17 protein-coding genes are annotated in these 20,747 nt (G+C 68.9%); 7 read left to right on the top strand and 10 right to left on the bottom strand.

What is annotated here, in order from left to right; all coding sequences use genetic code 11:
- Positions 1 to 7: 7 nt before the first annotated feature.
- Positions 8 to 2,770 carry a DNA gyrase subunit A gene (gene gyrA / locus Q0V34_RS04230; RefSeq protein WP_297508190.1) on the bottom strand — a complete coding sequence of 921 codons (2,763 nt, stop codon included), beginning with the start codon at positions 2,768 to 2,770 and terminating at the stop codon, positions 8 to 10.
- 125 nt (positions 2,771 to 2,895) lie between these two features.
- Between gyrA and Q0V34_RS04225 the strand changes: the two genes are divergently transcribed.
- Together Q0V34_RS04225 and Q0V34_RS04220 are read left to right on the top strand one after the other, a co-directional pair.
- Positions 2,896 to 3,420 carry a superoxide dismutase family protein gene (locus Q0V34_RS04225; RefSeq protein WP_297508188.1) on the top strand — a complete coding sequence of 175 codons (525 nt, stop codon included), beginning with the start codon at positions 2,896 to 2,898 and terminating at the stop codon, positions 3,418 to 3,420.
- Between the two features lie 43 nt (positions 3,421 to 3,463).
- A complete protein-coding gene (locus tag Q0V34_RS04220; RefSeq protein ID WP_297508185.1) occupies positions 3,464 to 3,982 on the top strand; it encodes a hypothetical protein in 519 nt (172 codons plus the stop codon).
- On the opposite strand, the gene Q0V34_RS04215 is transcribed toward Q0V34_RS04220, so the two are convergent.
- Entirely contained in the window at positions 3,979 to 4,920 is a 942-nt protein-coding gene (locus Q0V34_RS04215; RefSeq protein WP_297508182.1) for an EamA family transporter, read from the bottom strand. The two genes, Q0V34_RS04220 and Q0V34_RS04215, sit on opposite strands and share 4 nt — an antisense overlap.
- Complete coding sequence (locus tag Q0V34_RS04210) at positions 4,917 to 6,179, bottom strand: adenosylmethionine--8-amino-7-oxononanoate transaminase (protein ID WP_297508181.1); 1,263 nt, start codon at positions 6,177 to 6,179, stop codon at positions 4,917 to 4,919. The genes Q0V34_RS04215 and Q0V34_RS04210 overlap by 4 nt, the downstream gene beginning before the upstream one ends.
- Before the next feature lie 75 nt (positions 6,180 to 6,254).
- Here Q0V34_RS04210 and bioF point away from each other — a divergent pair, with 75 nt between their 5' ends.
- Positions 6,255 to 7,409 carry an 8-amino-7-oxononanoate synthase gene (bioF, locus tag Q0V34_RS04205; protein WP_297508178.1) on the top strand — a complete coding sequence of 385 codons (1,155 nt, stop codon included), beginning with the start codon at positions 6,255 to 6,257 and terminating at the stop codon, positions 7,407 to 7,409.
- Positions 7,406 to 8,092, top strand: a complete 687-nt coding sequence (gene bioD / locus Q0V34_RS04200) for a dethiobiotin synthase (RefSeq protein ID WP_297508174.1) — start codon at positions 7,406 to 7,408, stop codon at positions 8,090 to 8,092. Before bioF ends, bioD begins: the two co-directional genes overlap by 4 nt.
- An 85-nt stretch (positions 8,093 to 8,177) precedes the next feature.
- Here bioD and Q0V34_RS04195 read toward each other — a convergent pair whose 3' ends face one another.
- Complete coding sequence (locus Q0V34_RS04195; protein WP_297508171.1) at positions 8,178 to 9,032, bottom strand: NAD(P)-dependent oxidoreductase; 855 nt, start codon at positions 9,030 to 9,032, stop codon at positions 8,178 to 8,180.
- 116 nt (positions 9,033 to 9,148) lie between these two features.
- Between Q0V34_RS04195 and Q0V34_RS04190 the strand changes: the two genes are divergently transcribed.
- Both Q0V34_RS04190 and Q0V34_RS04185 read left to right on the top strand, forming a co-directional pair.
- Positions 9,149 to 10,048 carry a flagellar motor protein MotB gene (locus Q0V34_RS04190; RefSeq protein WP_297508168.1) on the top strand — a complete coding sequence of 300 codons (900 nt, stop codon included), beginning with the start codon at positions 9,149 to 9,151 and terminating at the stop codon, positions 10,046 to 10,048.
- 102 nt (positions 10,049 to 10,150) lie between these two features.
- Positions 10,151 to 10,990, top strand: coding sequence for an arginyltransferase (locus Q0V34_RS04185; protein WP_297508165.1), 840 nt, complete (start codon positions 10,151 to 10,153; stop codon positions 10,988 to 10,990).
- A gap of 147 nt (positions 10,991 to 11,137) precedes the next feature.
- Here the strand turns inward: Q0V34_RS04185 and Q0V34_RS04180 are convergent, their stop codons facing one another.
- From Q0V34_RS04180 to Q0V34_RS04165, 4 genes are all read right to left on the bottom strand, one after another.
- Complete coding sequence (locus tag Q0V34_RS04180; protein WP_297508161.1) at positions 11,138 to 11,905, bottom strand: SDR family NAD(P)-dependent oxidoreductase; 768 nt, start codon at positions 11,903 to 11,905, stop codon at positions 11,138 to 11,140.
- Between the two features lie 12 nt (positions 11,906 to 11,917).
- Positions 11,918 to 12,853 carry a nitronate monooxygenase family protein gene (locus Q0V34_RS04175; protein WP_297508158.1) on the bottom strand — a complete coding sequence of 312 codons (936 nt, stop codon included), beginning with the start codon at positions 12,851 to 12,853 and terminating at the stop codon, positions 11,918 to 11,920.
- Positions 12,850 to 13,824 (bottom strand): zinc-binding alcohol dehydrogenase family protein, encoded by a 975-nt coding sequence (locus tag Q0V34_RS04170; protein WP_297508156.1) that lies wholly within the window; start codon positions 13,822 to 13,824, stop codon positions 12,850 to 12,852. The genes Q0V34_RS04175 and Q0V34_RS04170 overlap by 4 nt, the downstream gene beginning before the upstream one ends.
- A gap of 64 nt (positions 13,825 to 13,888) precedes the next feature.
- Positions 13,889 to 15,199 carry a serine hydrolase gene (locus Q0V34_RS04165; protein ID WP_297508152.1) on the bottom strand — a complete coding sequence of 437 codons (1,311 nt, stop codon included), beginning with the start codon at positions 15,197 to 15,199 and terminating at the stop codon, positions 13,889 to 13,891.
- 201 nt (positions 15,200 to 15,400) lie between these two features.
- Between Q0V34_RS04165 and Q0V34_RS04160 the strand changes: the two genes are divergently transcribed.
- Entirely contained in the window at positions 15,401 to 16,849 is a 1,449-nt protein-coding gene (locus tag Q0V34_RS04160; protein ID WP_297508149.1) for a hypothetical protein, read from the top strand.
- Between the two features lie 67 nt (positions 16,850 to 16,916).
- Here Q0V34_RS04160 and Q0V34_RS04155 read toward each other — a convergent pair whose 3' ends face one another.
- Positions 16,917 to 18,317 (bottom strand): serine hydrolase, encoded by a 1,401-nt coding sequence (locus tag Q0V34_RS04155; RefSeq protein WP_297508145.1) that lies wholly within the window; start codon positions 18,315 to 18,317, stop codon positions 16,917 to 16,919.
- Positions 18,314 to 20,593 (bottom strand): DNA topoisomerase IV subunit A, encoded by a 2,280-nt coding sequence (gene parC, locus Q0V34_RS04150; RefSeq protein WP_297508142.1) that lies wholly within the window; start codon positions 20,591 to 20,593, stop codon positions 18,314 to 18,316. Before parC ends, Q0V34_RS04155 begins: the two co-directional genes overlap by 4 nt.
- Positions 20,594 to 20,747 lie beyond the last annotated feature (154 nt).

Here is a 20,747-nt window from a genome sequence, read left to right as displayed (position 1 = left end):
TCGAGGGTTACGGGGTCTCGTCCGCCCCGCTGTCCTCGCCCTGGTTGTCGTCTCCGCCGGAATCGGCGAGGCGCTCGACGCTGACGACATGCTCGTCTTGCGCGGTGCGGAAAATGGTTACGCCCTGAGTATTCCGCGCCGCAACACGAATTTGCGAAACCGGCACGCGGATCAGCTGACCGGCGTCGGTGACCAGCAGGATCTGGTCGCTTTCCTCGACCGGGAACGAGCCCACCAGACGGCCGCCGCGCTTGCTGAGATCCTGCGCCGCCAGGCCCTGGCCGCCCCGGCCGGTGCGGCGGAAGTCGTAGGCGCTGGTGCGCTTGCCGAAGCCCTCGGACGACACGGTCAGCAGGATTTCCTCGGCCGCGCCCAGTTCGGCGATGCGCTCGGGCGTCAGCGAGGCCTCGCCGACCTCGTCCTCGCCCTCGTCGGCGGCGGCGGTCGAGACCTCTTCGCCCTCCTCGCCGTCGGCGGCGCGCAGCATGGCGCGCTGGTGCTTCAGATAGGCGGCGCGCTCGGCGGGCGTGGCGTCGACGCTGCGCAGCACGGCCATCGAGATGACCTCGTCGCCATCGGCCAGCTTCACGCCGCGCACGCCGGTCGAGTCGCGGCTGGCGAACACCCGCACCTCGTCGACCGAGAAGCGGATGCAGCGGCCGGCCGCCGTGGTCAGCAGCACGTCCTGATCGCCGCTGCAGGTCGCCACGCCGATGATACCGTCGCCCTCATCAAGCTTCATGGCGATCTTGCCGTTGCGGCGCACGTCGACGAAGTCGCTGAGCTTGTTGCGGCGCACGCTGCCCGAGCGGGTGGCGAACATCACGTCCAGCGCGCCCCAGGTGGCCTCGTCCTCCGGCAGGGTCAGGATCGAGGTGATCGTCTCGCCCGGCTCGATCGGCAGCAGGTTGACGAAGGCCTTGCCGCGCGAATTGGCGACGCCCAGCGGCAGGCGCCACACCTTCATCTTGTAGACCTTGCCGCCCGAGGTGAAGAACAGCAGCGGCGCGTGGGTCGAGGCCGAGAACACGCGGGTGACCGCGTCCTCGCTCTTGGTGGCCATGCCCGACTTGCCTTTGCCGCCCCGGTGCTGGGTGCGGTAGTTGGCCAGCGGCGTGCGCTTGACGTAGCCGCCCATGGTGACGGTGATCACCATGTCCTCGCGGACGATCAGGTCCTCGTCCTCGACGTCGGCGTCGCCGTCGACGATCTGGCTGCGGCGCGGGATGGCGAAGCGTTCCTTGACCTCGACCAGCTCCTCGCGGACCACGGCCATGATGTTGGCGCGGTCGGATAAGAGGTCGAGATAGCCGCGAATGGCGTCGGCCAGGGCGGCGGCCTCGTTGCCGATCTCCTCGCGGCCCAGGCCCGTCAGGCGCGACAGGGTCAGGGCCAGGATGGCGCGGGCCTGCTCGTCGGTCAGGCGGATGAAGCCGCCGTCTTCCTGGATGGTGCGCGGGTCGGCGATCAGCTCGACCAGCGGCAGCATGTCGCCGGCCGGCCAGGCCCTCGCCACCAGGCGCTCGCGCGCCTCGGTCGGATCCTTGGACGAGCGGATGATGTGGATGAACTCGTCGATATTGGCGACGGCGATGGTCAGACCGACCAGCACGTGCCCCCGGTCGCGCGCCTTGCCGAGCTCGAACTTGGTCCGGCGGACGACGACTTCCTCGCGGAACTCGACGAACAGCTGGATCAGCTGGTGCAGGCCCATCTGCTCGGGCCGGCCTCGGTTCAGGGCCAGCATGTTGACCCCGAACGAGGTCTGCAGCGCCGTGAAGCGATAGAGCTGGTTCAGGATCACGTCGCCCGAGGCGTCGCGCTTCAGCTCGACCACGATGCGCATGCCGTCGCGGTTGCTTTCGTCGCGGATGTCGGCGACGCCCTCGATCTTCTTCTCGCGGACCAGTTCGGCGATGTGCTCGACCAGCGTGGCCTTGTTCACCTGATACGGGATCTCGGTGATGATGATCGCCTCGCGGCCGGCGCGAAGCTCCTCGACGCTGGCGACGCCGCGCATGACCACCGAGCCGCGGCCCGTCAGCAACGCCTGGCGCGGGCCCGAGCGGCCGATGATCTCGCCGCCGGTCGGGAAGTCGGGGCCGGGCACCAGGTCCAGCAGTTGGTCGGTCGTGCAGTCCGGCTCGTCGATATAGAGCAGGCAGGCGTCGATCACCTCGCCCAGATTGTGCGGCGGGATGTTGGTGGCCATGCCGACGGCGATGCCGCCCGCGCCGTTGACCAGGAGGTTGGGTATCCGCGACGGCAGGACGGTCGGTTCCTGCTCCTTGCCGTCGTAATTGTCCTGGAAGTCGACCGTGTCCTTATCGAGGTCGGCCAGCAGCGACATGGCCGGCGGGGCCATGCGGCATTCGGTGTAGCGCATGGCGGCGGGCATATCGCCGTCGACCGAGCCGAAATTGCCCTGACCGTCGATCAGGACAAGACCCATCGAGAACGACTGGGTCATCCGCACGAGGGTGAAATAGATCGAGGCGTCGCCGTGCGGGTGGTACTTACCCATCACGTCACCGACCACGCGGGCCGACTTGACGTACGGCCGGTCGGGCGTCTGGCCCTGCTCGTGCATCGAGAACAGCACGCGCCGGTGCACGGGCTTGAGACCGTCGCGCGCGTCCGGCAGGGCGCGGCTGACGATCACGCTCATCGCATAGTCGAGATAGGAGCGCCGGAGCTCGTCCTCGATATTGATGGGGGCGATATCCCCGCCCGGAGCGTCAGGGGGAACGGTGTTTTGATCGTCGCTCAAGGGGATTTTTCGCCGTCAGAATCGGACACGGAACTGCCGGAAACTGTTAGCATTTGGATGCCGGAGGCGCCACCTTTCCGGCCGTTTCGTCCCCATCCTCCGGTTCATCCAGAAGGAAAAAGCGTATGCGCAAGCTCACCGTCGCGGCCGTCGTGACCATCGCCGCCCTGATCGCGGCCTCGCCGACCCTCGCCCAGACCACCGCGACGGCCCAGGTCAAGGGCGCCGACGGCAAGGACCTGGGCTTGGTCACCCTGACCGAGGCGCCGCATGGCGTGCTGCTGAAGCTGGAGCTGAAGGGCCTGACGCCGGGCTGGCACGCGGCGCACTTCCACGAGAAGGGCGACTGCGGCGCGCCGGACTTCAAGTCGGCCGGCGCCCACGTCCACACCGCCGCGACCACGGTCCACGGCCTGCTGAACCCGGCCTCGAACGACAGCGGCGACCTGCCGAACATCTTCGCCAACGCCGACGGCTCGGCGACGGCCGAGGTCTATTCGCCCCTGGTGTCGCTGAAGGGCGCCGGCGGCCGCCCCGCCCTGCTGGACGCGGACGGCTCGGCCATCGTCGTTCACGCCAACGCCGACGATCACATGAGCCAGCCGATCGGCGGGGCCGGCGCCCGCGCGGCTTGCGGCGTGATCAAGTAGAGCGCTAGCTTCCCGCCAAGTTGGTTTCTTGGCGGGATTTCTCATGCGCGTCTGGCGGCTGTCGCTCATCGCTGTTCTGCTGATCGCGACGGCCGCCTGTCACCCCAAGGGCGACAAGCGCGATGCCGGTTCGCCGCCGCCCGCGGCCGCCGCCTCGCCATCGACCGCGCCGCCGGCCGCCGCGGAGCTCGTCTCGCTGGCCTGGACGCCGGCGAACCGGAACCAGAATTTGCAGGCCTTCGATCTGCGCGCCACGGGTCTCGACGTGCTGGCGGTCTGTCACGTGCCGGCGGGCTGGACGATCAATGTCACCGGCGCCGGCGGCGGCGAGACGATGTTGACGGGGCACGCGACGGTCGGCGCGGGGTTCCTGAGCATCGACAACCTGTCCGACCTGGCGGGCCTCTTTCTCGTTCGCCCGCGCCCCGGCGAGACGATCGCCGTGACGGGCCAGCTGACCACGGGCGCCTATGGCGACGACGAGGGCCAGGGACAGGTCCCGGCGACGGCCGCCCTGCTCCGTCGGGAGACCGCCGACCGCTGCCCGCCGCCGAAGGGCTAGGCAGCCTCGGCGAGCGCCTCTTCCGGCTTCAACCGCTTCTCGGTCATCGCGACGAGGGCGACGCCGACCATGGTCGCGCCGCCGCCGATCAGCAGCTGGGGCGTCAGCCTGTCGCCCAGGAACAGAACACCGATCGTACAGGAGACCAGCGGCGTCAGCAGGAAGTACGGCGTCACCCGCCCGGGCTCGCGGCGCTGAACCAGCCAGAACAGCAGGGCGCTGGCGCCGACCGTCGACACGATCGCCGCGAACAGCACCGCCGCCCAGGCGATCGGCGGCGCGGCCTTGATCCGATCGAGCTGTCCGGTCTCGAAGACGAGGGACAGGGCCAGCAACGCGGGCGCGGCGACCAGGGCGGTCATCCCCTGCATCTTGAGCGGCTTCACGCCCGGCGTCTTGCGCACCAGCACGGTCGCCACCGCCCAGCACGCGCAGGCGACGACGATCAGCAGGATGGCCGGCAAGTCCCCCGCGCCATGAGGATCGAGGCTCATCCAGGCAACACCCAGGAAGGCGACCACCAGGCCGATGACGGCGGGCGGGCGCATATCCTCGCCCAGCATCCGCCAGGCGACGATGGCGGTGAAGGGGATCCATAGCTGGCTGGCCACGACCAGCGGACTGAGCCCCTTGGCCATGCTGAAGGCGATATAGATGATCCCGAAATGGATGGGTCCGGTCAGCAGGACGATCGCCAGCACCTTGCGCGGCTCGGGAAACGGCGGCCGGATGAACGGAAACAGGAACGCCAGGGCGACCAGGAACCGCAAGCCCCCCATCAGCATCGGCGGCAGGTAGTGCGTCGCCACCTTGGCGGCGGCGTTGTTGATCCCCCAGGTCAGGATGATCGCCAGGATGGCGAGATATTCCAGGCCCGTGAGCGGAGACGACTTGGCGGACATGGCCGTGCTTGGACCATTCCCGCCCGCCGGGGTCAACCGACCCCAGTGACGCGGCGGACCGCCGCGGTCAGGCGCTCGAGGTCCGCGTCCGGCGTCGTGAAGGCCGGCGTCAGATAGACCACCTTGCCCATCGGGCGGATCCACACGCCCAGCGCGGCGAAGGCGGCGCAGAGCGCGCCAACGGCGACCGGCGCCTCGAACTCCACCACGCCAATCGCGCCGAGGGTCCGCACGTCGACCACGCCCCTGCCCGCGCGGCACGGCTCAAGCCCTTCGGCCAGCGCCGCCGACACGCGGGCGACATTCGCCGACCAGCTTCCGTCCTCGAACAGATCCAGCGAGGCGTTGGCCGCCGCGCAGGCCAGCGGGTTGGCCATATAGGTCGGGCCGTGCATCAAGGCCGCGTCCGCATCGTCCGACCAGAAGGCCTCGAACACGCGCTTGGAGGCCACCGCCGCCGACAGCGGCAGCGTCCCGCCGGTCAGGGCCTTGGAGAGGGTGACGATGTCCGGCTCGATCCCCGCCGCCTGCATGGCAAGCAGCGTCCCGGTGCGCCCGAAGCCCGTGAAGATCTCGTCGAAGATCAGCAGCACGCCGTGCTTGTCGGCGAGACGGCGCAAGGTCCGAAGCACCTCGGGCGGGTGAAACAACATGCCGCCCGCGCCCTGGACCAGGGGCTCGACGAGGATGGCGGCGATCTCGGAAGCGCGCGCGGCCAGCAACGCGTCGAGCGCCGCCTCGCTGTCCGCGTCACGCGGTAGATCCGCGATCACCTGGCTGGGCATGACCCCGGCGAACAGGCTGTGCATGCCCTCCTCCGGATCGCAGACCGTCATCGTCGCCAGGGTGTCGCCGTGATAGCCGCCCCGGAAGGCCAGGAACTTCGTACGGCCCTTGACGCCACGATTGATGTGGAACTGCAGCGCCATCTTCATGGCGATCTCCACCGAGACCGAACCGCTCTCGGCGAAGAAGACATGATCGAGATCGCCGGGCAGCAGCTTGGCCAGCCGCGCCGCCAAGCGATAGGCCGGCTCGTGCGCCAAGCCGCCGAACATAACGTGCGGCATGCGGTCGAGCTGGGCCCGCAGCGCCTCTGCGATGTGGGGATGGTTGTAGCCATGGCAGGCCGTCCACCACGAGGCCAGGCCGTCGACCAGTTCCCGGCCATCGCTCAGCACCAGCCGCGACCCGCGCGTGGCGACCACCGGCAAGGGCGGCGGCGCGGTCTTCATCTGGCAGTACGGGCGCCAGACATGGGCCGCGCCAGCGGAGAGCCAATCGGGATCGGTCATGACGGCGCTTTCCGTTTGCGGACTCGGGGCGCCTTGCCTATTCCCGCGCTCCAGCCACGGCAAACGGGAAACGACATGCGCAGCCTCGACGCCTTCGCCGGCGACAAGCTGGCGGCCCTGGAGGCCAAGCGCCTGCGGCGGCGGCTGAAGCCGACCCGCCGCCACGACGGCGCCGTGGTCGAGCGCGAGGGCCGACGGCTGATTTCCTTCTCGTGCAACGACTATCTGGGCCTGTCGCACCATCCCGCCGTCCGCGCGGCGGCGGCCGAGGCGGCGCTGAACTACGGCGCGGGCGCGGCGGCCTCGCGCCTGGTCACCGGCGATCACCCGCTGCTGGGCGATCTCGAAAAGCGACTGGCGCGCCTCAAGGGGACCGAGGCGGCCTGCGTGTTCGGCTCGGGCTATCTGGCCAATGCGGGGACGATCCCCACCCTCGTCGGGGCCGGCGACGTGATCTTCATCGACGCCCTGGCCCATGCGTGTCTCTGGGCCGGCGCCCAGCTCTCCGGGGCCAGGGTCGTCAAGTTCGCCCACAACGACGTCGAGGACCTGGCGCGGCTGATCGAGGCCGAGCGCCCTTCGGCCCGCCACGCCCTGGTCGCCACCGACGGCGTCTTCTCGATGGACGGCGACATCGCGCCTCTGGACCGGCTGTCGGCGCTTTGCCAGCGTCACGACGCCTGGCTGCTCAGCGACGACGCCCACGGCGTGGGCGTGCTGGCCGAGGGCCGCGGTTCGGGGGCGCTGTTTCCGGACGCGGACATCCCCCTGCAGATGGGCACCCTCTCAAAGGCGCTGGGCTCTTACGGCGGCTATGTCTGCGGCTCGCGGGCGGTGATCGACCTCCTGAAGACCCGCGCCCGCACCCTGGTCTACGCCACCGGCCTGCCGCCGGCCTCGGCGGCGGCGGCGCTGGCGGCGCTCGACGTCATCGCCGCCGAGCCCGGCCTGACCGCCGCGCCGCTGGCCAAGGCGCGGCTGTTCACGCGACGCCTCGGCCTGCCCGACGCGACCAGCCCGATCGTCCCGGTGATCCTGGGAAGCGCCGACGCCGCCCTCGCCGCCTCGACCGCTCTGGAGGCGCTGGGGTTCCTGGTCGTCGCCATCCGTCCGCCGACCGTGCCCGAGGGGACGGCCCGGCTGCGCGTGGCCTTCACCGCCGCCCATGACGACGCCGACGTCACTCGCCTGGCCGACGCCGTCGCCGCGCTGCGGAGGCAAGCCGCATGAAAGCTCTGTTCGTCGCCGGAACCGGCACCGACCTGGGCAAGACCCACGTCGCCTGCGCCCTGCTCCGCGCCGCCCGCGCGCGCGGCCTGAGCGTCGACGCCTTCAAGCCGGTGGTCAGCGGCCTCGATCCCGACGCGCCCGAGACAAGCGATCCGGCGCGCCTGGCCGCCGCGATGGGGCGTCCCGAGGCTTGGGAGTCGATCTCGCCCCGCCGCTACCGCGCGCCGCTGGCTCCGCACCTGGCCGCGCGGCTGGAAGGCGACACCCTGGTCATGAACGATCTCATCGCCGACTGCCGGGCCTGGCTCGCTGAGAGCGACGCCGATCTCGCGCTTGTCGAAGGCGCCGGCGGCGTCATGTCGCCGATGACCGACGAGGCGACCAACCTCGACCTGATGGCGGCGCTGGGCCTGCCCGTCCTGCTGGTCGCCGGCAGCTATCTGGGCACGGCCAGCCACCTGCTGACGGCGCTGGCGGTGCTCCGCGCGCGCGGCTTGACCGTGGCGGCGGTCGTGGTCAGCGAGAGCCTCGACGCGCCGGACCTCGACCAGACGGTGGAGATGCTGCGCGCCTTCGAGCGCCAGGCGCCGATCCTGGTCGCGCCGAGGGATCCGGCTTGGGACGCGGGGGAGCTAGCGCGCCTGTTCTCCGATCATCCCCGCGAAAGCGGGGACCCAAGCTGACGTTCAGAGCTTTCGCGCCCTTCGCGTAGCAAGACACACCACCGCTTGGATCCCCGCTTTCGCGGGGATAGTCGGATAATGGTGATTACTTCTCCAGCCGCGCCACCAGGCTGGACGTATCCCAGCGATTCCCGCCCATCGCCTGGACCTCGGCGTAGAACTGGTCGATCAGGGCCGTGCTCTGCAGCTTGGCGCCATTGCGGCTGGCCTCGTCCAGGGCGATGCCGAGGTCCTTGCGCATCCAGTCGACCGCGAAGCCAAAGTCGAACTTGCCCTGCGCCATCGTCGCCCAGCGGTTCTCCATCTGCCAGGACTGGGCCGAGCCCTTCGAGATCGCGGCCAGCACGTCGTCGGTCGGCAGGCCGGCGCGCTTGGCGAAGTGCAGCGCCTCGGCCACGCCCTGCACGACGCCGGCGATGGCGATCTGGTTGCACATCTTGGTCAGCTGGCCCGCGCCGACCTCGCCCATCCGGCGGACGGCCTTGGCGTAGACCTCGATCACCGGCAGCACGCGGTCGTAGGCCGCCTGATCGCCGCCGGCCATGATTGTCAGCTGGCCGTTCTCGGCGCCGGCCTGGCCGCCCGAGACCGGGGCGTCGACGAAGGCCCTGCCGCTCTGGGCCAGCAGCGCCGCCATCTCGCGGGCCACGGTGGCCGAGGTGGTGGTGTGGTCGACGATCACCGCGCCTTCGCTCAGCGCCGGCAGCGCCCGCGCCACGACGTCGCGCACGTCGTCGTCATTGCCCACGCACAGCAGCACGACCTCGGCGCCCGCCACGGCCTCGGCGATCGTCTCGAACGCCGTCCCGCCATGCTTGTCGGCCCAGCGGCGCGCCTTTTCCGGCGAGCGATTGTAGACGGCGACGTCGTGGCCGGCGGCCTTCAGGTGCCCGGCCATCGGAAAGCCCATCACGCCCAGGCCGATAAACGCCGTCTTCATGCCGCTGCTCCCTGATTCAAGAGGCCGGCATTAAGCGCCGGAAGCGGCCCTCGGCAACCCCATCTTAACGACCTTCGCGCAGGTTGCGGGCTTAAGGTTAAGCAGGCTTAAGCACGATGGCGGTCAACAGCGAACAGCCGATCATCATCAAGAAGATCAAGAAGGGCGGCGGCCATGGGCACCATGGCGGCGCCTGGAAGGTGGCCTATGCCGACTTCGTGACGGCGATGATGGCGTTCTTCCTGCTGATGTGGCTGCTGAACACGACCAGCCCCGAGCAGAAGCAGGGCATCGCCGACTATTTCGCCCCGGCCTCGATCTCGTCGACCACCAGCGGTTCGGGCGGCATCCTGGGCGGCACGTCGCTGGGCGACGACGGCGCCAAGGCCGACGGCAAGATGTCGGTCATCCAGCAGATGGCTCCCGAAGCGCCGGACAATGTCAGCAAGGACGGCCAGAGCAGCACCTCGGCCAATCTCGACTCGGCCAGCGAGCAGGCCCTGCGCGACGCCCTGGCCAAGAAGGAGCAGGATGCCTTCGCCTCGGCCGCCCAGTCGCTGCGCCAGTCGCTGCAGGACATGCCGGAACTGGCCGAGTTGTCGAAACAGATCCTGATCGACCAGACCCCCGAGGGCCTGCGCATCCAACTGGTCGACCAGGAAGGCCGGGCGATGTTCCAGGAGAACTCCAAGGTCCCCAATGACCGGGCCAAGGTCCTGCTGCGCGCCGTGGCCAAGGTGATCAACCAGTTGCCCAACCGCGTGACGATCTCGGGCCACACCAGCGCCAACGCCTATGGCAAGAAGCAGGACGGCGACTGGGCGCTGTCGGCCGAGCGCGCCGACGCCTCGCGTCAGGTGTTGCGCGGGTTCGGCGTCTCGGACGATCGGGTCTATCAGGTCTCCGGCAAGGCCAATTCCGAACCGCTCTACGCCGACGACCCGACTCTGGCGGGCAACCGACGCATCTCGATCGTGCTGCTGAGGGAAAAGCCGGTTCTGCCGGACGGCCTGTGACCGTTCGCCGCGCGAGCGCGTCGTGAAGCTTGCGCAACCGAACGTGATGGCCCCTAATCCCCTTACGGGCGGCGAAACAGACTGAAGGGGACAGGGCCTAAAGTGACGCAGCATTTTCCGACGCGACAGCTTCGGTTCTTCCTGACGGCGCCCACGCCTTGCCCGTACCTGCCCGGCCGCGAGGAGCGGAAGGTCTTCGCCCACCTGCCGTTGTCCGACGGCCCGACGGTCAATGACAGCCTGACCCAGGTCGGCTTCCGTCGCTCGCAGAACATCGCCTATCGCCCGGCCTGCGAGACCTGTCGCGCCTGCCAGTCGGCCCGCGCCCCGGCCATCGACTATGTGCTTTCGCGCTCCGAGCGGAAGGTCCTGAACCGCAACGGCGATCTCGAGCGCCACCTGGTCGAGGCCGAGGCGACGCTGGAACAGTTCGAACTGCTGCGCCGCTACCTCCTGGCCCGCCACGCCGACGGCGGCATGGCCGAGATGACCTGGCCGGACTACGTGGCCATGGTCGAGGACACGGCGGTCCGCACGCACCTCATTGAATATCGCCGCAGGTCGCAGGATCGGGGCCCGGGCGATCTGATCGCCTGCGTACTGGTCGACGTGCTCGCCGATGGTCTGTCGCTGGTCTACAGCTTCTACAACCCGACCGAGGATCGCCGCAGCCTGGGCTCGTTCATCATCCTGGACCACATCGTTCAGGCCCAGCAGAGCGGCCTGCCCTACGTCTATCTGGGCTATTGGGTGCCGGGCAGCGAGAAGATGGCCTACAAGGCGCGGTTCTCGCCGCTGGAGATCCTCAAGCCCGGCGGCTGGTCGCTGATGTCGGCCCGCGAGCGCGGCGCCCGTCCGCCCACCGACCGCGCCGGCGTCAAGGATGCCTGCGACCTGCCGCTCAGCGACGCCGAGCCGGCGGATATCGAGGGGCTGGGATAGGTGCTTTAGTCCGATCTTCCCGGCGAATGCCGGGACCCAGATCGTATGGCTGGGAAGCACACGCGAAAACGCCCGCGATCCTGTCCGGAATGCGGGCGCTCTTGCATCTGGGCCCCGGCCTTCGCCGGGGAAACGGGTGAACTCGACCTATCGCGCGAAGCTGACCCCGCCGTCGACGGTCACCGCCCCGCCCATCACATAGTCTCCCGCCCGCGAGGCCAGATAGATGGCCGCGCCGGCCATGTCCTCTTCCGTGCCGATGCGGCCGGCTGGAATGGCCTTGGACACCGCGTCGGCGTGGTCGCGGGCGACCTTGTTCATGTCCGAGGCGAAGGCGCCGGGCGCGATGCAGCTGACGGCGATGTTCTCCGGGGCCAGACGCACGGCCATGCGCTTGGTCATGTGCAGCAGGCCGGCCTTGGACGCGCCATAGGGATAGGTCTCGTCGCGGGTGACCGACTGGCCGTCGATCGAGGCGATGTTGATCACCTTGGCCACCCGATCCTTGGCCGCCGCGCGCAGCTCGCCGATTAGGGCCTGGGTCAAGAAGAACGGCGTCTTCATGTTCAGGTCGACGGTCTTGTCCCAACCGCTTTCGGGGAACTCGTCGAAGGCCGCGCCCCAGGCCGCGCCGGCGTTGTTCACGAGGATGTCGAGCTTGCTCTCGCGTTCCTTGATCCGCTCGGCGAGCCCCTGGATGCCCTCCATCGTCGAGATGTCGCCCGGCAGCGAGACGCACTCGCCATATTCGCTCAGCGCCTCGGCGGCGGCGTCGCAGGCGGCGGCCTTGCGGGCGGTGATGTAGACGCGCTTGCAGCCGTGGGTCAGGAAGCCCTTGACGATCATCGCGCCGATGCCGCGCGAGCCGCCGGTGACCACCGCGACGCGGCCTTCGAGCGAAAACAGGTTCTGCATGATCTTGGTCCTCTAGAAGCCGCCAGCGGCGGCCAGGGCGCCCAGGCGCCCGGTGATCTGGTGGAATTGCGCGACGGTCTCGTCGATGATGGCCTTGGCGGACTTGACCTCGTCGATCAGTCCGACGGTCTGGCCGGCGAGCGCCGGGGCGGCCTCCATGTCGCCGCCGAAATAGACGCCGAGAATGCCCTTCAGCGCGTCGGGCGGCATCAGGCCCGCCTCGTGGATCTCGCGCGTGCGCTCGGACTTGAGCGCGCGGATGCAGGGGCTGGCCTTCTTGTTCAGCACCCAGGTGCCGGTCTCCTTCGAGCCCGTGATGGCGGCCTTGTAGTTGTCGTGCACCGGGCTCTCGGCCGAGCTGACGAAGCGGGTGCCCATCTGGATCGCCTCGGCGCCCAGGGCGAACGCCGCCGCCATCCCGCGCCCGTCGCAGATGCCGCCGGCCGCGACCAGCGGCACGTCCACCCGCGCGCGGATCGCCTGCAGCAGGACCAGGGTCGAGACCTCCTCCGGGTTCTTGAAGCCGCCGCCCTCGGCGCCCTCGACCACCAGGCCATCGACGCCGGCCTCGACGCACTTGACCGCCGCGTCGACGGTGGGCACGGCGTGATAGACGACGATGCCGGCGTCCTTCAGCGGGCCGATGAACTTGGCCGGACTGCCCGCCGAGGTGGTCACGAACTTGACGCCGCTCTCGCAGACGAAGCGCAGCATGGCCTCGTCGCGCAGGAACAGGATCGGCAGGTTCACCCCGAACGGCAGGCCCGTCGCGGCCATCTTCTCGATCTCGGCCTTGCACGCCTCGGTCTCACCCGACGAGGTCTCGATGATGCCGAGCCCGCCGGCCCGCGACACGGCCGAGGCCAGCGGATAGCGGGCGATCCAACCCATCGGGGCCTGGATGATCGGATACTTGGCGCCGGTGTGGGCGAGGACCCGGTTCGTCATGCCTGGTCTCCAGGGATCAGCAGCACCCGTCCGACGGCCTGGCGGCTCTCGATATAGGCGTGAGCGGCGGCCGCTTCCGACAGCGGGAAGGTCCGGTCGATGACGACCTCCAACTCGCCCTTGGCCGCGCGGTCGATCATCTCCTGGATCATGTCGTGGATGCGGTCGGTCATGATCTCGGCCCCCAGGAAGACCCCGGTCAGCGAGCGGTTGCCGCCCATCAGCGAGCTGACATCGACCTTCATCGGCTCGCGGCCGGCGTTGCCGACCAGCGAGACGCGGCCGCGATAGCCCAAGGCCCCGAGGCTGCCTTGCAGCGTCGCCCCGCCGACCGGGTCGACGACCAGGTCGACGCCCTTGCCGCCGGTCAGCGCCATCACCCGCTCGACGAGGTCGTCGCGACGGTAGTTGATCCCGTGATCCATGCCGAACGGCTTCAGCCGCTCCAGCCGCTCGTCGCTGGAGGCCGAGGCCAGCACGGTCGCGCCGGCCTGCTTGGCCAGCTGGATGGCCGCCAGGCCCACGGCCCCGGCCCCGGCCTGGACCAGCACGGTCTCGCCGGCCTTGAGCCGCCCCGCGCCGAACAGACACTCGTGCGCCGTGCCGAACGGCACCGGGATGGCCGAGGCCTTCTGGATGTCGAACCCCTCGGGGATCGGCCAGGCGTTGCGGGCCGGCACGGCGCGCAGCGCGGCGTGCGAGCCGAAGGCGTTCACGGTGACGACCTTCTGACCGGCCTTCAGGTGCGAGACCTCTGCTCCGACCTCGATGATCTCGCCCGCGGCCTGGTAGCCGACGATGTGCGGACTGCCGGCCATCTGGCCGCCGCCGCGGTTGAGGGTGTCGCCGCCCTCGATGCTGACCGCCTCGACGCGGATCAGCACGCCCTGGGGATGGCAGATGGGGTCGGGAACGTCCTCGTAGCGAAAGACGTCCGGCGCCCCGGTCTCGTAATAGACGGCGGCCTTCATGGCGCTCCTCCCTGCATCGCTTCGCCTGACTTCCCCGGCGTTCGCCGGGGCAATCGGAGAGACCTTATTTCTGCGGATCCGTCAGCGCGCCGTAGACCAACTTGGCGCTATCGTAGTCGATGGCCCTGATCGCCGGGTCGCCTTCCTTGTTCAGGATGTGGATCATGCCCAGAAAGAAGAGGTCGTTCTTCGGGTCGATCCAGAACCAGGTGCCGGCCGCGCCGCCCCAGCTATAGGTCCCCTCGCCCCACGGCCCGGCCTTGGCGCTGTCCAGCACCACCGCGAAGTCGAGGCCGAAGCCTCGGCCCTTGGCCGTGTTGAACGGCGGAACGTCGCCGTTCATGATCGTGTCGCTGAGCACGTTGGTGCGCATCAGCTTGACCGTCTCGGGCTTCAGGATGCGATGGCCGTCCAACTCGCCGCCGTTCAGCAGCATCTGGGCGAAGCGGGCGTAGTCGGCGTTGGTCGAGACCAGCCCACCGCCGCCCGAGGCCATGACCGGCGGCTTGGTGATGTCCAGGACCATGAAGCCGCTCGCCGGGACCAGCTTCTGGTCCTTGGGGCTCCAGGCATAGAGCGAAGCCAGGCGATCCATCTTGTCGGCCGGGAGCCAGAAGCCGGTATCGACCATGCCCAGCGGCTGGAAGATCCGCTTTTGCATGAAGTCGCCCAGCGACATGCCCGACAGTTTCTCGACGATCAGGCCCTGGAGGTCGACCGAGACGCTATATTTCCACCGCGTGCCCGGCTGGGCCACCAGCGGCAGCGCCGCGACCTTGTCGATGAAGGCCTGCTGCGAACGGGCGGTCAGCACCTCGCGCGCATAGGCCTTGTCGATCGGGTTGTCGGGCACGAGGCCATAGGCGAAGCCGCCCGAATGGCTCATCAGCTCGCGCATGGTCGGCGGCCGGTCGGCGGGGACGGTGTCGAACGAGCCGTCGGGATTGACGCCCTTGAAGACGCGTAGCGAGGCGAGCTCGGGGATGAACTTGCTGACCGGGTCGTCCAGCTTCCACTTGCCCTCTTCGTAGAGGATCATCATGGCCACGCCCGTGACCGGCTTGCTCTGCGAATAGATGCGAAAGACCGTGTCCTTGGTCATCGGCGGGCCGTCGAAGCCCTTCTTGCCGTGGACCTCGAAGTTCACGACCTTGCCATGGCGCACCAGCATGGTGGTCACGCCGGGCAGATGGCCCGTGTCGACCAGCGCCTGCATGTGGGCGTCGAGTTTCTTGAGCCCGTCGGCCGAGAAGCCGACGCTGGCGGGCGACGCGGTCGCGACCGCCGGCGCCTTCGCGGCAGCCTCCGCCCCGGTCGAACCGCCGATAAGCAGCGTCGCCGCCGCCACGGCGGCGAGCATCCTACGATACGCCAACGCACCCTCCCAAACAGATGTTTGATGCGACCTTAGAGCGCGCTTGACCGCGCGCAAGCCGCTTTTCTCGCCCGAAGGACCCGCGCCCGCCGCCACGGCCAAGATTACATAGATTTCACGGAGATCCGGGTTGCCCGAACGCCGTTCATGTATATTTTTTACTGCACAATAGATTACGAAATACGCCGAGGAGGCCGGCCCTTGCCCACGCTCGACAACCTGACCGCGATCTATCGCAATGTCAGCCGCCTGCCGACGAACGCTCCCGTGCCAACCGACGTCGCCGCTCAGCTCAATCTGATGGCCCAGGGCATCGACGCCGGCCGCAACGGCCGCATCGGCGACGGCTGGACCTACGCCAGCGCCGTCTCCTGGATCCAGGACACCGTGAAGGCCACGACCGACGTGGCGGTCATGGCGTACGGAGTCCTGACCGACCAGTCGCTGAGCACGACGGGGCTCGACTATCTCGTCGCCAGGACGGGGAGCAATCCGAACAACCTGAACAGCGACTACTACGCCAAGTTCAACACGACCAACCGGTACATCAATTTCGCGGTGAATCTCGCCAAGTACGGCGAGGGGCGCGACGCCTTCGTCGCCGCCTACGGCGAGAGCGGCTCGCCGATCAACACCTTTCAGAAGGCCTATCAGAAGCTGTTCGGCGTCGAGATCTCGCTGGACGACACCCTGGCCCTCCTCAACGCGCCGGTGCCGGACGGCCGTGGCGGGACCTATTCCCGGGTCGCCTATTTCGCCGAGATCGGCGGCGACGGGTCGTTCGGCCTTGGAACGCGCGCGGCCATGGTGGGCTGGCTGATGGCCGTCGCCGTGCAGGAGAACAAGGGCCCCTATGTCGAGGCTCTGCACGCCTATCTGGCGGATGTCGGCGTGGACGGCGCCGTGACGACGACGACCGGCTTCCTGACGCACTACGGCCGCGGCGGCGACCGCGCGCCCGGCGGCTCGCTGGACCCGGGCCTGCCCGGTGAGCCAGGTCGGGGCAGCGAGAACCTTCCGTTCTCGCACGACTGGGATGTCGACGCCGCCGCCGCGCCGGGCCAGGACACCCACGTTCTCGCCAGCGACGGCAATGACGTGTTGCGGTCCAACGACGCCCTGGGCCTCGACGCGGGCCGCCACGTGTTCACCGGCGCGGGCAACGACGTCGTTCTGATCGACACCGGCCCGATGCGCGGTCACGTGGATCTGGGCGCGGGCAACGACTTCACCGTGATCTCCCAGTTGGACGGCCAGCTGACGACCGGCCCCGGCCATGACCTGATCTATCTGGGTTCGTTCGCCGGCCTGCATCTGACCGGGGGCCAGGTCGCCGACGTCGCGGTGATCGACGACTTCCAGAAGGGCTTGGATCTTCTGAAGATCATCGGCGACGGTACCGGTTCGGGAACCAAGCGGCAGATCAACTTCTTCGCCGCCGCCACCTTCGACCAGGCGCTCGCCGCCTATGCCAGTCAGACCCCGGCCAACAGCAACACGGTCTTCGAGTGGGAAAGCGACACCTACATCTTCCACCAGGACGGCGCGCCCGGCGTCGACGCGGGCGATGGCCTGATCAAGCTGGCCGGCGTGACCGGTCTGACGGCGGGCGGCCCCGACGCCGCCGCCGACATCCTGTTCGCGGCCTAGATCCTCAGCCCATCCGGGCCGTGACGGAGCTCCCCTCGCCCTGGCGGGGGGAGCTTTTCCGTGGCGTTCAGCGGGTCGAGGCGGTCTTGGCCGTCGCGATCTTGGCGGGCGATCTCGCCAACGGAGCCGCAACGAGCGGAGGCCGCTCAAGGGCCTGGTAGACGAGGGTCCGCGACTGGGCGTCGAGGCCCGGCCCCACCCCGCCCAGGCGCTGGATCATGCCGACGAAGAACAGGTCGTTGACCGGGTCGATCCAGAACCAGGTGCCGGCGCTGCCGCCCCAACTGACCGTTCCGGGCCCCACGGGCGCGCCCGAGGCGGCGGGATCGACCGCCACCGCCATGTCGAGGCCATAGCCCATGCCGGCGGCGAACGGGAACGGGCGCTGGCTGGGGTTCAGCACCCCCGCCGTGCCGTTGGTCGTCACCACGAAGCCGGCTGGCAGGTGGTTCTGGGTCATCAGTGCCACGGTCTCTGGCTTGAGGATCCGCGCGCCGTGCAGTTCGCCCTTGTTCAGCAGCATCTGGGCGAAGCGGGCGAAGTCGCGCGCCGTGGAGACCAATCCGCCGCCGCCCAGCGGCGCGGCCGGCGGCCGGGTCACGTCCCGCCAGGCCGGCTCGACGGCGGGGATCAGCTTGCCGGTCGCCGGATCGGCGTCATAGAGCGCCGCCAGCCGGCCGATCTTCTGTTCGGGCACGTAGAAGGCGGTGTCGCGCATGCCGAGCGGCGCGAAGATGTGTTCCTGCATGAACACCGGCAGGCTCTCGCCTGACAGCTTCTCGACGATATAGCCCTGGATGTCGGCCGCCACGCTGTAGCGCCACAGTTGGCCGGGTTCGGCGAACATCGGCAGGTCCGAGACCTTCTGGACGAGGTCGTTCAGCGAGGCCGACCGCAACACGCCCGCGCGGTAATAGGCCTGGTCCGCCGGGCTCCTGGGATCGTCGGCCAGACCATAGGCGAAGCCGGCCGTGTGGGTCATCAGCTCGCGCATGGTCGGCGGCCGGCTGACCGGCGCCAGGATCGGCTGCCCCTCCGCGTCCAGCCCCGTCACGACCCGCAGGTTGGCGAACTCTGGCACGTATTTGCTGATCGGGTCGTCCAGCTTCCACAGACCCCGCTCGTACAGGATCATCATCGCCACGCCGGTGATCGGCTTGGTCTCCGAACGGATCCGGAAGATGGCGTCCAGCGGCATGCGCCCGCCGCGCAGCGCCCGACGGCCGAACGCCTTGGCGTGGACGACGCGGCCGTGTCGCGCGAGCAGGGTCACCGCGCCGGCGATCTGGCCGCGGTCCACCATCGTCTGCATGTGATCGTCGAGACGCTTGAGCCGCTCGGCGCTGAAGCCGACCTCGCCCGGGCGGGCCTTGGGCAGGGCCGAGGCGGGGGTCGCGGCGACGGCCGCGCAGCCGAACACGCTGGCCAAGAAGCTCAACGCCCGGCGACGCAACCGCCCCGACCTCATTTCGGCTTGAACCGCTTGTTGGTGGCGAAGCCGCGCGGCGCCAGCTTGCCCGCGCCCGCGCGCCGACCGACCCACTCCTTCCACTCCGCCCAGTCGCGGCGGCGCCCGGCGGTGTCGATCCAGTACGCCCCAGTCTCGGCGTTGAACGACAGCCCGTCGCGCAGCCCGCCCTCGCGATAGGACTGCAGCTTGACGCCCTTGCCGCGCGGCATCTCGGGCAGTTCCTCGATCGGGAAGATCAGGATCTTGCCGTTGTCGCCGATCACCGCCAGCTGGTCGCCGACGGCCTCCATGCAGAAGGCCGCGCCCTTGTCATCGACGGTCAGGACCTGCTTGCCGGCCTTGCGGTTGGCGAGAGCCTCCTCCTCCGGCATCAGGAAGCCGTAGCCCGCCTTCGAGGCCAGGATGCGCTTGCGGCCGGCCTTGAACGGGAAGACGTCGACGATCTTCACCTTGTCGTCCAGCTCGATCATCATCCGCACCGGCTCGCCATGGCCGCGCGCGCTGGGCAGCTTGTCGCAGCCCAGGGTGAAGAACCGCCCGTCGCTGGAGAAGATCAGCAGCTTGTCGGTGGTCTCGGCCGGGACCAGGAAGCCCAGCTTGTCGCCGTCCTTGAACTTCAGCTCCGACGGATCGTCGACCTTGCCCTTGGCCGCGCGGATCCAGCCGCGCTCGGACAGGATGATGGTGATCGGCTCGCGGACGATCATCGCCTCGATGGCGGCGTCGGCGTCGACCACCGGGGCGTCGGCGAAGATCGAGCGGCCGGGAACGCCGGTCGGACGCGGCTTGTCCAGCGGGTGCTTGATCTTCAGCAGGGTCTCGCGGACCTGGCCCAGGCCCACGCCGACCAGCTTCCACTGCTTGGCGTCGCTGGCCAGCATGGCCAGGATGCCGTCGCGCTCTTCCACCAGTTCGGCGTGCTCGCGGCGGATCTCCATCTCCTCCAGCTTGGCCAGCTGGCGCAGGCGGGTATTGAGGATCGCGTCGGCCTGGATGTCGGTCAGGGCGAAGGTCTCGATCAGCTTGTCCTTCGGCTTGTCCTCGTAGCGGACGATCCGGATGACCTCGTCGAGATTGAGATAGGCGATCAGCAGGCCGTCCAGGATGTGCAGGCGGGCCTCGATCTTGGCCAGCCGGTGGCGGGCCCGGCGGGTCAGCACCTCGCGGCGGTGGGCCAGGAAGGCCAGCAGAGCCTGCTTCAGGCCCATCACGCCCGGCGTGCCCCGCGCATCCAGTACGTTGATATTGACCGGGAAGCGGCTCTCCAGCGCCGAAAGCTTGAACAGGCTCTCCATCAGCACTTCGGGCTCGACGTTCTTGGACTTGGGCTCCAGGACGAGACGAATGTCCTCGGCGCTCTCGTCGCGGACGTCGCCTAGCAGAGCGGCCTTCTTGCTGTCGATCAGGTCGGCCAGCTGCTCGACCAGATCCGACTTCTTCACCTGGTAGGGGATCTCGGTGACGACGATCTGGTACGTGCCGCGGCCGGTGTCCTCCTTCTCCCACTTGGCGCGGATTCGCACGCCGCCGCGGCCGGTCTCATAGGTTTCCAGCAGGGACCCGCGCGGCTCGACGATGACGCCGCCGGTCGGGAAGTCCGGTCCCGGAACCTTCTCCAGCAATTCCTCGGTCGTCGCCTCGGGATTGCTGAGCAAGAGCTGGCAGGCGTCGATAAGCTCGGCGGCGTTGTGCGGCGGGATCGAGGTGGCCATGCCGACCGCGATGCCGGACGAGCCGTTGGCCAGGAGGTTGGGGAAGCCCGACGGCAGGACCACCGGCTCCTCGTCCTGGCCATCATAGGTGGGCCGGAAGTCGACCGCGTCCTCGTCGATGCCGTCCAGCAGAAGCGTCGCCGCCTCCGTCATCTTGCATTCGGTGTAACGCATGGCCGCCGCGTTATCGCCGTCGATATTGCCGAAGTTCCCCTGCCCCTCGACCAGCGGGATGCGCTGGGCGAAGTCCTGGGCCAGGCGGACCAGGGCGTCGTAGATCGACTGGTCGCCGTGCGGGTGGAAGTTACCCATCACCTCGCCGACCACCTTGGCGCACTTGCGCGCCGCGGCGTCGGGGTTCAGGCGCATGTTGCTCATCGCGTAGAGCACGCGACGGTGCACGGGCTTCAGACCGTCGCGCACGTCCGGCAGCGCCCGCGAGCCGATGGTCGACAGGGCGTAGGCCAGATAGCGACGCGACAGCGCTTCGGTCAGCGGCTCGTCGAGAATGCGGTCGCCGTCGTCGGGGCCGCCGGGAGGAGGAAGGACAGGCTTGTTCATCGAGGGGATTCGTTACTCCGGGACGGGAGTCTAGCCAAATACCCTCGACGATTCGACCCGATAGAGCCGGTTCCCGGGCTCTATCCCCGTGTTTGGCGCGCGATGGGCGCCGAAACCGCGCGCACTTTCGGCTGTCGCGCGCTTGAGCCTTTTT

Source organism: uncultured Caulobacter sp. (assembly GCF_947036865.1).
In the GTDB taxonomy this organism is placed as follows: domain Bacteria; phylum Pseudomonadota; class Alphaproteobacteria; order Caulobacterales; family Caulobacteraceae; genus Caulobacter.
The sequence above is the reverse complement of the archived record's forward strand: the minus strand, read 5'-3'. Positions and strand labels throughout refer to the sequence as shown.